The sequence below is a fragment of the Paenarthrobacter nicotinovorans genome (assembly GCF_007670255.1).
In the GTDB taxonomy this organism is placed as follows: Bacteria; Actinomycetota; Actinomycetes; order Actinomycetales; family Micrococcaceae; genus Arthrobacter; species Arthrobacter nicotinovorans_B.
This window is the reverse complement of the sequence record NZ_SZVS01000001.1, coordinates 506,795-518,396: the sequence shown is the minus strand read 5'-3', so window position 1 is coordinate 518,396 and position 11,602 is coordinate 506,795. Positions and strand designations below refer to the sequence as shown.

General features: G+C 62.1%; 12 protein-coding genes and 1 tRNA gene. 10 read left to right on the top strand and 3 right to left on the bottom strand.

What is annotated here, in order from left to right; genetic code table 11:
- Positions 1–93: 93 nt before the first annotated feature.
- The 10 genes from rplU (at position 94) to FDP28_RS02385 (ending at position 7,870) form a co-directional block, all read left to right on the top strand.
- A complete protein-coding gene (gene rplU / locus FDP28_RS02430) occupies positions 94–402 on the top strand; it encodes a 50S ribosomal protein L21 (RefSeq protein WP_144659108.1) in 309 nt (102 codons plus the stop codon).
- 60 nt (positions 403–462) lie between these two features.
- Positions 463–726, top strand: coding sequence for a 50S ribosomal protein L27 (gene rpmA / locus FDP28_RS02425; protein ID WP_003803426.1), 264 nt, complete (start codon positions 463–465; stop codon positions 724–726).
- A gap of 152 nt (positions 727–878) precedes the next feature.
- A complete protein-coding gene (gene obgE / locus FDP28_RS02420; protein ID WP_144659011.1) occupies positions 879–2,465 on the top strand; it encodes a GTPase ObgE in 1,587 nt (528 codons plus the stop codon).
- Positions 2,455–3,636: a glutamate 5-kinase gene (gene proB, locus FDP28_RS02415; RefSeq protein ID WP_144659010.1), complete on the top strand. Its 1,182-nt coding sequence runs from the start codon at positions 2,455–2,457 to the stop codon at positions 3,634–3,636. Before obgE ends, proB begins: the two co-directional genes overlap by 11 nt.
- Positions 3,633–4,997 carry a glutamate-5-semialdehyde dehydrogenase gene (locus FDP28_RS02410; protein WP_144659009.1) on the top strand — a complete coding sequence of 455 codons (1,365 nt, stop codon included), beginning with the start codon at positions 3,633–3,635 and terminating at the stop codon, positions 4,995–4,997. Before proB ends, FDP28_RS02410 begins: the two co-directional genes overlap by 4 nt.
- A gap of 82 nt (positions 4,998–5,079) precedes the next feature.
- Positions 5,080–5,319, top strand: coding sequence for a hypothetical protein (locus FDP28_RS02405; RefSeq protein WP_144659008.1), 240 nt, complete (start codon positions 5,080–5,082; stop codon positions 5,317–5,319).
- A gap of 55 nt (positions 5,320–5,374) precedes the next feature.
- Positions 5,375–5,998 carry a nicotinate-nucleotide adenylyltransferase gene (nadD, locus tag FDP28_RS02400; protein ID WP_373458718.1) on the top strand — a complete coding sequence of 208 codons (624 nt, stop codon included), beginning with the start codon at positions 5,375–5,377 and terminating at the stop codon, positions 5,996–5,998.
- Between the two features lie 9 nt (positions 5,999–6,007).
- Positions 6,008–7,216 (top strand): hypothetical protein, encoded by a 1,209-nt coding sequence (locus tag FDP28_RS02395; RefSeq protein WP_144659006.1) that lies wholly within the window; start codon positions 6,008–6,010, stop codon positions 7,214–7,216.
- 57 nt (positions 7,217–7,273) lie between these two features.
- Positions 7,274–7,678, top strand: coding sequence for a ribosome silencing factor (rsfS, locus tag FDP28_RS02390; protein WP_144659005.1), 405 nt, complete (start codon positions 7,274–7,276; stop codon positions 7,676–7,678).
- 116 nt (positions 7,679–7,794) lie between these two features.
- Positions 7,795–7,870 (top strand) — tRNA-Ala (locus tag FDP28_RS02385).
- A 104-nt stretch (positions 7,871–7,974) separates the two neighbouring features.
- On the opposite strand, the gene FDP28_RS02380 is transcribed toward FDP28_RS02385, so the two are convergent.
- From FDP28_RS02380 to FDP28_RS02370, 3 genes are all read right to left on the bottom strand, one after another.
- A complete protein-coding gene (locus FDP28_RS02380) occupies positions 7,975–9,294 on the bottom strand; it encodes an MFS transporter (RefSeq protein WP_260842296.1) in 1,320 nt (439 codons plus the stop codon).
- Between the two features lie 136 nt (positions 9,295–9,430).
- Positions 9,431–10,432, bottom strand: a complete 1,002-nt coding sequence (locus FDP28_RS02375; protein WP_144659003.1) for a PDR/VanB family oxidoreductase — start codon at positions 10,430–10,432, stop codon at positions 9,431–9,433.
- 26 nt (positions 10,433–10,458) lie between these two features.
- Positions 10,459–11,553 carry an aromatic ring-hydroxylating dioxygenase subunit alpha gene (locus FDP28_RS02370; RefSeq protein ID WP_144659002.1) on the bottom strand — a complete coding sequence of 365 codons (1,095 nt, stop codon included), beginning with the start codon at positions 11,551–11,553 and terminating at the stop codon, positions 10,459–10,461.
- Between the last annotated feature and the right edge of the window lie 49 nt (positions 11,554–11,602).

The following is an 11,602-nucleotide window of genomic DNA, read 5'->3' as shown; positions in this document are numbered from 1 at the left end:
CGGCGTTGAGGCACAGCGCGAACCCAGCCTGATTTCCGGCTCAGGTTCCGCACGCAAATTTAGTTATAAACGTCGAGAGAAGTGAGTACCCAAGTGGTGTACGCGATTGTCCGCGCAGGCGGCCGCCAAGAAAAAGTTTCCGTTGGAGACTACGTAACGCTGAACCGCGTCCCCGGTGGAGCCGGCAGCACGCTTGAGCTGCCCGCCTTGCTCCTGGTTGACGGCGACAAGGTCACCTCCGCTGCTGCGGAACTGGCCAACGTCAAGGTCACGGCTGAAATCCTCGAAGACCTCCGTGGTCCGAAGATCGTCATCCAGAAGTTCAAGAACAAGACCGGCTACAAGAAGCGTCAGGGTCACCGTCAGGAACTGACCAAGATCAAGATCACCAGCATCGCGTAACTTTCGTTACCGCTGTTCAGATTTTCAGTTTCCCCAGAAATTTAGAGGCAGGCATTTCACATGGCACACAAAAAAGGCGCGAGTTCCACTCGCAACGGTCGTGACTCCAACGCACAGTACCTGGGCGTCAAGCGCTTCGGCGGTCAGGTAGTTTCCGCCGGCGAGATCATCGTCCGCCAGCGTGGAACCCACTTCCACCCCGGTGCAGGCGTCGGTCGCGGTGGCGACGACACCCTGTTCGCCCTGCAGGCCGGTGCGGTTGAGTTTGGTACTCGCCGCGGCCGTCGCGTAGTGAACATCGTTGCTGCTGCAGCTGCAGAGTAACAACAAGTTCTGAACCGGTGGAGCGGGCCAAACGGCCCGCTCCACCGTTCTTTTAACCGCATTACAATCGACTAGGGCGCCCACGGCGCACTGGTTTTGCAACAGCGCTGGCAACAGCAACAACGCTGGAAACAGCAACTGAGGAGATCCACGTGGCGAGCTTTGTAGACCGGGTAGTACTGCACGTATCCGGCGGAACCGGCGGCCACGGCTGTGTCTCCGTAAAGCGCGAGAAATTCAAGCCGCTCGGGGGTCCCGACGGCGGCAACGGCGGCAATGGCGGCGACGTCATCCTTCGTGTCTCGGCGCAGACAACAACGTTGCTGGACTACCACCACGCACCCCACCGCCACGCCACCAACGGTGGCCCGGGCATGGGCGACTGGCGCGGGGGCAAGAACGGCGAAACCCTGGTTCTTCCGGTACCCGACGGCACCGTGGTCAAGACCAAGGACGGCGACGTCCTGGCTGACCTCGTGGGCGAGGGAACCGAATACGTTGCAGCTGCAGGCGGCCAGGGAGGCCTCGGCAATGCGGCCCTGTCATCGCAGAAGCGCCGGGCTCCCGGATTCGCGTTGCTCGGCATCGAGGGCGAATCCAGCGACATCGTCCTGGAACTGAAGTCCATTGCCGACATCGCACTCGTCGGGTTCCCCTCTGCCGGCAAGTCCAGCCTGATTGCCGCCATGTCAGCTGCGCGCCCGAAGATCGCCGACTACCCCTTCACTACGCTGATTCCCAACCTCGGCGTGGTGCAAGCGGGCGATGTGCGCTTCACCATTGCCGACGTCCCGGGCCTCATTGAAGGTGCCAGCGAAGGCAAGGGCCTCGGCCATAACTTCCTGCGGCACGTGGAGCGTTGCGCAGCGCTGGTCCACGTCCTTGATTGCGGAACCCTGGAATCCGACCGTGATCCCCTGTCGGACCTGGCCATCATTGAGGCCGAGCTTGAGAAGTACGCCGTTGATATGAGCTATGCAGGCGTCGATGGTGAAGTTGTTCCGTTGAACGAGCGTCCCAAGCTCGTAGTCCTGAACAAGGTGGACCTTCCTGACGGCAAGGACATGGCAGAGTTCGTCCGCCCCGACCTTGAGGCACGCGGTTACCGCGTCTTCGAAGTATCGGCGACCAGCCATGAGGGCCTGCGCCAGCTCGGCTTCGCCATGGCCGAGATCGTCAAGGCTGCGCGGGACGCCGTCGAGGTTGCCCCACCCAAGGTGGCTGCGCCGGTACTGCGGCCACGTGCGGTCAACGAATCCGGTTTCAAGATCCGCCGCGAGGAGAAGAACCTCGAGCCGCTGTTCCGCGTTCTGGGTGAAAAGCCCGTGCGCTGGGTCAAGCAGACCGACTTCACCAACGAGGAAGCCATCGGCTACCTGGCGGACCGGCTCGCCAAGCTTGGTGTTGAGACTGAGCTGTTCAAGGTCGGCGCCAAGCCCGGCGACACCGTGGTCATCGGTGAGGACGACGGCGTTGTCTTCGACTGGGAGCCCACCATGATGGCCGGTGCCGAACTGCTGGCAACGCCGCGAGGCACCGACATCCGTATCGCCGACATCGGCGACCGGCCCACCCGCTCGCAAAAGCGCGAAGAGCAGATCGAGCGCCGCGAAGCCAAGGCTGCAGCACGCGCTGAGCTGGAAGCCGAGCGCAAAGCGGGCATTTGGACTGAATCCGTCAGCGGTCGCCGCGCGCGGACAGTGAGGGAGAGCACGCTGGATTCCGGTGATGACGACTAGGACCATCGAAGCTCCCGGGGAAGCGGCAGGATTGGAACGCCAGGGGATAGCTGACGCCAAACGGATCGTGGTCAAGGTGGGTTCCTCCTCCTTGACCAGCATCAAAGGCGGCATTTCCGAGAAATCCCTGACCCAGTTGGTCAACGCCCTCGCCGGGAAGCGAAACGCAGGCACCGAGATCATCCTGGTGTCCTCGGGCGCCATTGCCGCCGGGTTGGCGCCCTTGGGCTTGGCCAAGCGGCCCAAGGATCTCGCCACGCAGCAAGCAGCAGCGAGCGTCGGCCAGGGGCTCCTGATGGCGCGCTACACGCAGGCCTTCAACGCCCACGGGGTCACTGTGAGCCAGGTTCTGCTGACAGCCGATGACCTCATGCGCCGTACCCAGCACACCAACGCCTTCCGGGCCTTGGACCGGTTGCTGAACCTCGGTGTCGTGCCGGTGGTCAATGAGAATGACACCGTGGCAACCCACGAAATCCGTTTTGGTGACAACGACCGCCTCGCGGCACTCGTGGCGCACCTCGTCCGCGCCGACGCGCTCGTGCTGCTCTCCGACGTCGACGCCGTCTATGACGGTCCTCCCTCCCAGGGGGCCCGGCGCATCCCGCTGGTCCGAGGCCCCCAGGATCTGGAGGACGTGACCATCGGCAAGGCCGGCAAGGCCGGTGTTGGAACCGGCGGCATGATGACCAAGGTCGAGGCCGCCTCCATCGCCGCCGGATCGGGCATCCATGCACTGGTAACTTCCACGGCCAACGCAGCAGCCGCCCTGGCAGGGGAGGATGTCGGAACCTGGTTCGCGGTGAACGGCAGCCGTAAACCTGTCCGCCTTCTGTGGCTGGCCCACCTGGCTACGGTCCACGGCAGGTTGACTCTCGACGACGGCGCCGTGAAAGCCGTGCGCGACCGGCACCGCTCGCTGCTTCCGGCAGGTATCGCGGAGGTCAGTGGTGACTTCGAAGCCGGTGATCCCGTGGAGATGGTGTCACTGGACCGAAGCATCGTGGCCCGTGGGCTGGTGAACTACTCATCCCAGGAGCTTCCCCGCATGCTGGGCCGAACCACGCAGGAGCTTGGCCAGTCCCTGGGGCAGGGCTATGACCGTGAAGTTGTTCATGTTGACGATCTGGTGCTTCTGCAGAGGCCCCGCTCATCTAAACTGGGTGCATGACTGAAGCGCTGACCCCTGACGCCCCCGTGATCTCCGACGTCACCGGTACCACCGGCCACGCACCGGAGAACCCTGCGGCAGGTCGCCTTCCGCTGTCACCGGAAGAGCTCGAGGCTGCAGTCCACGCCATTGCCGACCGTTCACGCAAGGCTGCCCGTCGCCTTGGGCAGGCGAACCGCGCGTGGAAGGACCGTGCGCTTCGTGCCATCGGTGCCGCCTTGCTGGAGAACCGCAAGCACGTACTCGAGGCCAATGCCAAGGATGTCGCCGCAGGCCGCTCCAACGGCACGTCCGCAGCCCTTCTTGACCGCCTTACCTTGACTCCGGAGCGTATTGACGGCTTGGTTGCCGCCTTGGAGAACCTGGCCGGTCTGCCCGATCCCGTGGGCAATGTGGTCCGGGGACAGACGCTGCCCAACGGCCTCCGCCTTCGCCAGGTCAACGTCCCCATGGGCGTTGTCGCAGCCATCTATGAAGCCCGCCCCAACGTCACCGTTGACATTGCGGGCTTGGCCCTCAAGAGTGGCAACGCCGTGATTCTCCGGGGTGGCTCCGCTGCCGCGAACACGAACGAGGCCTTGGTCCGGATCCTCCGTGATGCCCTGGACTCGGTGGGGCTTCCCGCCGATGCTGTCCAGACCGTTGACCAGTACGGCCGCGAGGGTGCGAATGTCCTGATGCGTGCCCGTGGCCGGGTGGATGTCCTCATTCCCCGGGGCGGACGGGACCTTATCCAGACCGTCGTGAACAACTCTTCGGTGCCCGTCATCGAAACCGGAGAGGGCAACGTCCATATCTTCATCGACGAATCTGCGGGCGAAGAGATGGCAGTGGAGATTCTCCTCAACGCCAAAACCCAGCGTCCCAGTGTCTGCAACACCGTCGAGACACTCCTGGTGCACTCGGGTTCCACCACTCTGCCGGCGGTTGCGGCCGCCTTGCGGAAAGCCGGCGTGACGCTCCACGTCGACGACCGGATTGCTGCCGCACTTGGCAGCAGTGTCGAGACCGTTCCGGCGGACGACGACGACTGGGCCACTGAGTACATGGACCTCGACCTCGCAGTAGCCATGGTGGACAGCCTGGATGACGCCGTGAAGCACATCCGCAAGTGGACTACCGGGCACACAGAAGCCATCCTGACGAACAACCTGGCCAATGCGGAGCGGTTTATCGCAGAAATCGACTCCGCGGCCGTGATTGTCAATGCATCAACGCGGTTTACCGACGGCGGCGAACTCGGCCTCGGTGCCGAGGTCGGCATCTCCACGCAGAAGCTTCACGCCCGAGGCCCCATGGGGCTTAGCGAATTGACCACCACAAAGTGGATCGTGCAAGGCGAAGGCCAAGTCCGCGGCTAGCAACGCGGTAACATAGAACAGAAGCCAGGAACGGCGGGGAGTCCCGCCGTCGAAATCCTTTGAGAACCAACTAGGGGAGAAGATGCTGTTTCAGCAGATCGCCACGTCCATTGCCGCCCAGACAGAAGGCGGCCACGAGGAACTCGCCCCGCTGTGGGCCGAGCCGTGGGTCTTCGGCGTCGTCATGTTCGCCCTGCTGCTGGTTCTCATGTTCGTGACCCTGTCCTACACCAACCTGGGCAACCGCCACGAGGCAGTGGAAGAGCACGCTGACCCGCACCGCCAGCACCCGAACAAGCACACCCACGGCCAGGGCCACTAACATTATTGCCGCAACACCTCGCGGGGAGTCGGAGCGCAGGCTTCGGCTGGGCGTGATGGGTGGAACCTTTGATCCCATCCATCACGGCCACCTTGTGGCTGCAAGTGAAGTCGCAGCCAAGTTCGACCTCGACGAAGTCGTTTTCGTGCCTACGGGTCAGCCGTGGCAGAAGTCGCACAAACTGGTCAGCGAACCCGAGCACCGGTACTTGATGACTGTCATCGCCACTGCATCAAACCCCCGGTTTACCGTCAGCCGCGTCGATGTGGACCGGCCAGGCCCGACGTTCACCATCGACACCCTGCGCGATCTTCGGGCGCAGCGTCCAGATGCCGACCTGTTCTTCATCACGGGCGCGGATGCCCTGGCGCAGATCCTGTCATGGAAAGACGTGGACGAACTCTGGTCCTTGGCCCACTTCGTGGGAGTGACCCGGCCCGGGCACGAGCTGAACGACCTCGGGCGGACTGACGATGTCAGCCTGCTGGAAGTTCCGGCCATGGCGATCTCCTCCACGGATTGCCGTATCCGTGTCGGTGCGGGCAACCCCGTGTGGTATCTGGTGCCGGATGGCGTTGTGCAGTACATCGCCAAGTATGGACTGTATGCGCCGGACGCCGTACCGGGAGATCTTTCGCCGGCACTTTCCGGATCAGACGACCAAGCACGTACTGAATGAGTTTGTAATATGAGCAGCCAGGAACAGCGACCCATCCGCAGCAGGCGTGAGCTTCGTCGTGCCCGGGAAGAGAACCCTGAGGTCCAGTCGGAGGCCGCCGCACCCCAGCAGGCAGATACCGCCGTCGGTGAAGAGCGTTTGCACGCCCGCAACCGCCGTGCCGCAGATGCCCCCGTAGATGCGGTGGGCGCCGCAGCACAGGAACGTTCGTCCCAGATCCGGGCCCGTGACCGTGCTGCCTTGCGTACCATCAAGGAGCTCGCTGACAAGGAAGAGCAATTGTCCGGCGGCGGCCCGCCCACACGACGCCAGCTGCGGCTTCAGCAGCTTCAGGCAGAAGTCGCCACGTCCATGAACCCGGTTGTTCCCCTGCCCGGCGCCAAGGGCGAAGCCGCGGTCAAGGAAGGCGGCAAGCAGCAAGCGCCTGCGCAGCAGGAGGAAGTTGCGCCGCTCCAAGACTCCACGCAGAAACAAGAGCCCGCACAACCGGCAAAGGCTGTTCCCTCAGGGGCTCCCAGCGGTCCCGCGGAGTCCGGGATGTCCGTGGAACAGGCTCTGGCAGTCCGCGAACTGATTGCTGCGCAGGTCCAGAACCAGACCTCCAAACTTGAACACATTGCCGAGCAGGATCCTCTGGCTGTTGATCCTGACGTCCTGGCCCAGCAGATTGCTTTGGCTGAGCGCGCGGCAGTGCTGAACAAGCGCGCCGCAGCGAAGCAGAAACTTGCCGAGCAGAACCAAGCCGGCCCAAACCAATCCGGGCAGGGCAAGGCTCCGTCCGCATCGGCCGGTCCTTCAACGGCGAACAACCTGGCGATGGTGACTCCGCTGGAGTTCGTCAAGGTCCCCGGTGTTGAACGTCCGGTGATGAAGCGTCCGAGTACTACCTTCGTTCCGGTAGTCACTTCGTCCGGTCAGAAGCTTGATTCCGCACAGGCTCCAGCCAAGGAACGCGCCCCGCGCGGCCGTGCGGGCGTACTTGCCCGGGCCGAGGCAGTAGCCCGATCGGCCAGGAACAAATCTGCGACCAGGATTGAGCCCGGTGAAGAAGCGCAGAGGCCCCCAGTGTCTGCCAGTACCGCCTACGGCTTGGATCCCTTGGACGCCAACACCGCCGGCCTGGCCAGGGCCCAGCGCAACCGTTTGCTGCAGTACGGCGTCCTGGCACTGGGCCTGGTGGCCCTGATCGTCGGCATCATCATGATTACCAGCGGATAATCCGCCCCAACACGGCTTAAGCCACTTTCCGGCCACGCGCCACAACTAGGAGTTCCCTTGTCTGCACACGAACAATCCATCACTCTCGCCCGTCATGCTGCACGTGCCGCGGCCGACAAGCTGGCAGAAGACATCGTCGCTCTTGATGTCAGCGAACGTCTGGCGCTGACGGATGTTTTCCTGATTGCCTCCGCTCCCACCGAGCGGCAAGTCAACGCCATTGTCGACGGGATTGAAGAGGAGCTGCTGAAGCAAAATCTTCGCCCGGTCCGCCGTGAAGGCCGTTCGGAGGGACGCTGGGTCCTCTTGGACTACGCAGACATCGTTATCCACGTCCAGCATGCCGAAGACCGCGTGTTCTATGCCCTTGAGCGCCTGTGGAAGGACTGCCCTGTGGTCGACCTCGAGCTCGGCGACGCGGCGCAAGCCAACACCACAGCCGCGGGGGAGTCCGAGGCCTAGAAGCGGTCCGCATGCCGAATATGCCCGATTTGGAATTTTCGGAAATGCTGTTCTAAGATATTTGAGTTGCTTCGGCGCGGATGGCTTCAAGGCCAAGGACGAAGCGGCAAGAATATGGGGCTGTGGCGCAGCTGGTAGCGCACCTGCATGGCATGCAGGGGGTCAGGGGTTCGAGTCCCCTCAGCTCCACCATAAAGGTCCTGCCGGAAGCAGGATAAAAGGAGAGCTACCAATGTGGTAGCTCTCCTTTTTCATTTCCGTCGTTTATCCCAGCGGTCCGACAGGAAGCATTCCCGTTAGCTCATTGCGGGCTCGTCAGCTTCCGTACGCGCGGCGTCCGTGGACTCGTGTCGCCGAAGTACCCTGCCCAGTGCCACACAGCAAAGGGCGGACAGGAACAAGGGGACTGCGAAAAGATAGAAGATGGTGACCGGCGGTATTCCGGCGGCAATCAAATATCCGACCAGGATCGGGGCGACGATGGAGACCAAACGCCCAACACCGATCATCCAGCCGAACCCTGATGCCCTTGCCTTCGCCGAATACAAGGGCGGCACGATGGTGTAGTAACCAGCCACGCCTGCGTTGGTGAGCATGCCGACGAGTGTGGCCAGGGCCAGTGCAAGGCCAGTGGCGCCGAATGAGCCGGCAAAGGCGATGTAGGCGATAGCGGCTACCACCAAGCAGAGGGTGTTCAGGAGACGGCTCTTGACCCAGGTCGACATAACGCCGAAGCCAAGGGCACCGACAATGCCACCAGTGCTGACGAGAATTCCGGCGGTGACACCGAGCTGGTTGTCCCCTGCTGCTTCGGCCATGATTTTGGGCGTCCACGTGTTGGCGAAATAGAAGGCTGCGATAAGGAACGCATAACCGATCCACATGAGAAGCGTTTTACCCAACATCTTGGACCCGAAGACTTCCTTGAAGACATTTTCGGAATTTTCAAGCAGGGAAGGGGCAGCTGGAAGTTCCGTCAGCTGGGGGCGGCCCATCCTGCCAAGAATTTTGTTGATCGCGGGAAGTGAACGGTCGGTTCCCTTCTCGGCCAAGTATTCGAGCGATTCCGGCAGAAGGAACCAGCTGGCAATCAACATGGCCACGCTGACGACGGCACCGAAGGCAAACGCCGCCCGCCATCCATATGAGGCAATCAATGACCCGGCGATAACACCGCCGACGGCTCCGCCGATCGGGTAGCCCGCGGAGAAGATTCCCATGGCCATGCCACGACGGCGGTCCGAGGAGTATTCGGAAACAAGGACACTGAGATTGGCGATCATGCCGCCAATGCCCAGTCCGGTGAAGACCCTGTAGGCGATCAGCTGGGGAACATCTGCCGCCGTCACGGACAAGATCATGCCAACCGAAATGATGGACAGCGCAACCAGGGTCAGGTTCCTGCGCCCGATTTTGTCCGCCAAGGGCGTCAACAGAATGGAGCCTGCCGACATGCCGAACAGCCCGGCGCTGAGGAGGTAGCCCAATTCGATGGGGGGCACTTTCCATTCGGCCGAAAGCGTCGGGGCTGTGAATGACATGACCAGGACGTCAAAGCCGTCGATCATGATGAGGATGAGGCAGATGGTCACTGTCACTATTTGAAAGCGACTCATGGGTGAGTTCTTGATCTCACTCTTTACGTCCACGGTAAACCTTTCTTGGAGATACTTCGTCGTATCGTGCCGTCCACCGTCGGGGCGTGGAGCGGATAGGGCATCGAGACGGTGCTGATGTCCGGGGTAACTGGGCTCAGGAAACGTCGATGGTCAGGACTGCCGGGGATCCGGCTGTCTTGGTTGGACCAGGACGGCTGACGGCGCGGGAAACACAGCAGCACATCTTTTCGGTCGCATGTTGCTGTCTCTCGCTGTAGAACACGTCGCGGTGGTCGAGGGTGCCTTGGAGGTTCAGGATCCGCACTTCGCAGAGTCCGCATTCGCCTTTGCGGCAGTCGAACATCATGTCCACGCCCGCGTCTTCGAGTGCCTCAAGCATGGAGCGGCCACGACCGACAGTGGCTTCAACGCCCAGCCGGGGGATGCTGACGATGAATTCTTCGGGGTCGTACCAGCCTGAATTGCCAAACGTCTCGTAGCGCAGATTCGGCAAGGAAAGGTTGCGTTCTCCCCATGCACGTCGCACGGCGTCCATCAGACGGATCGGGCCACACATGTACAGCTCGGTCGTCGCATCGAGGTCGTCCACCAAGGTGCTGACGTCCAGGCCATTGCCTTCGTCATCGACATGAACCCGGAGTCTGTCTCCGTGCAACTGCCGCAAATCCTCCAGGTATGCCATTGCCCTGCGGCTCCGGCCGACGTAGACCAGCGTGTAATCTGCCTTGACGCTGCGGAGGACGTCAGCCATGTTCTTGATGGCGGTGATGCCGATTCCTCCCGCAAGGAGCACGTACCGCTCTGCGCCGATGCGGAGAGGGAAGTTCTGCAGCGGCTGCGTTATGCGCAGGGTCTCGCCTTCCTGGAGCATATGCATGAAGACAGAGCCGCCTCTGGAAGCGGGGGCCTTCAAAACACTGATGACCAGGCGGGCACCATCCTCGGAGCACTCCACCACTGAATAGGAGCGCTTTTCCTGCGCGCCGTCAACGACGACCATAACGTCGACGTGGGATCCCGGTTCAGCGGGCACAGGCATGGATGGGGTGAGCTCAATCCGCCTGATGCCTGTTGCGACTTCGACCACTGCGGCGACCCTTGCGGACTGCCAGACTTCGGTGTTGTTTGCTGCCATTGTCTTTTCTCCTCGAAGCCGGGTGCTTAGACGGCAGCGGCCAGGCGGCCCTCGGCCTCAAGCATCCGCTCTATCATCCGGCGCACCCACATTCCCCCGGCATCGATGTTGAGGCTGTAGAACTCGTAGTCGGGGTTGGCGTCGATGGCTTCCTGCTGCGCGGTCAGCATGGCCTCGTCCTCGGCAAAGACGCCGTCCACTCCGTCGCGCAATTGTGTGGTGATCAGCTGGCTGTCGAGGCAGTAGTTGCGCATGAAGGCCCAAAAGTAGTGGCAGGTCTTGTCAGTCTCCGGACTGATGGTGTTCATCACGTAGCCATTGACGCCCTGGCTCCGGTCCCCTTCGGGGGCGCCGGACCCCGCCTTGGCGACACCGACGTCGATCCGGATTGTCGATGGTGCCTCGTAGCGGATGATCTGCCACCGGTCGACCCTGCCGGAGAACCCGGGGAACTTGTCCCGCATGTTCTTGAGCCAGAAGGGCGGGGCCTCTATATCGAGCATCCAACGGGTGACCGTGACGGTCTGGCCCTCATGGGAGACAACGAAGTCCGACTCGCTCAGTTCCTCCTGGCCAATGCTGGAGGAGTGGACGAATTCCTCGTGGGTGAGGTCCATCAGGTTGTCGAGCACCAGCTGGTAGTTGCACGGGGCGTAGATCAGTTGTCCGTCGCCGGCCCATTCAGGGCTGTCCATTTGGTGCATGTCCGGAATGAGGTCCGGGTCCGCTTTCCCGGGATCTCCCAACCAGACCCAAACGAACCGGTACCGTTCCACCACGGGAAAGGAGGGGACAGTGGCGGAGGGATTGATCGTCTCCTGTGCCGGCATGGAAGTACAGCGCCCCGCTGAGTTGTACCGGATGCCGTGGTAGGGGCACTGGATCTCGTCCCTCCCCACCACCTTCCCCATGGAGAGGGGAGCCAGCCGATGCCAGCAAGCATCGGCAAGAGCTACAGCTTTGCCATCCTCGGTGCGATATAGGGCCAGTGGCCTGTTGGCAATGCGGCGTGCCATGGGTTTGCGGGTCACTTCGTGATCCCAAGCGGCGACGTACCAGGCATTCACGGGATGCCCAAGAACCTTGCTGGTGGTGGAACTGCTGGACTGAAGCACAGTCATCGTTGACCTTTCGCAAAATTTCCAAATGCACCCCACTATCTATGGACAT

Coding starts and splice junctions, on each gene's coding strand:
- FDP28_RS02410 (WP_144659009.1), top strand. CDS start 3,633: ATGACTGAAGCGCTGACCCCTGACGCCCCCGTGATCTCCGACGTCACC.
- proB (WP_144659010.1), top strand. CDS start 2,455: ATGACGACTAGGACCATCGAAGCTCCCGGGGAAGCGGCAGGATTGGAA.
- FDP28_RS02375 (WP_144659003.1), bottom strand. CDS start 10,432: ATGGCAGCAAACAACACCGAAGTCTGGCAGTCCGCAAGGGTCGCCGCA.
- nadD (WP_373458718.1), top strand. CDS start 5,375: ATGGGTGGAACCTTTGATCCCATCCATCACGGCCACCTTGTGGCTGCA.
- FDP28_RS02370 (WP_144659002.1), bottom strand. CDS start 11,553: ATGACTGTGCTTCAGTCCAGCAGTTCCACCACCAGCAAGGTTCTTGGG.
- FDP28_RS02380 (WP_260842296.1), bottom strand. CDS start 9,294: ATGAGTCGCTTTCAAATAGTGACAGTGACCATCTGCCTCATCCTCATC.
- FDP28_RS02395 (WP_144659006.1), top strand. CDS start 6,008: ATGAGCAGCCAGGAACAGCGACCCATCCGCAGCAGGCGTGAGCTTCGT.
- rpmA (WP_003803426.1), top strand. CDS start 463: ATGGCACACAAAAAAGGCGCGAGTTCCACTCGCAACGGTCGTGACTCC.
- FDP28_RS02405 (WP_144659008.1), top strand. CDS start 5,080: ATGCTGTTTCAGCAGATCGCCACGTCCATTGCCGCCCAGACAGAAGGC.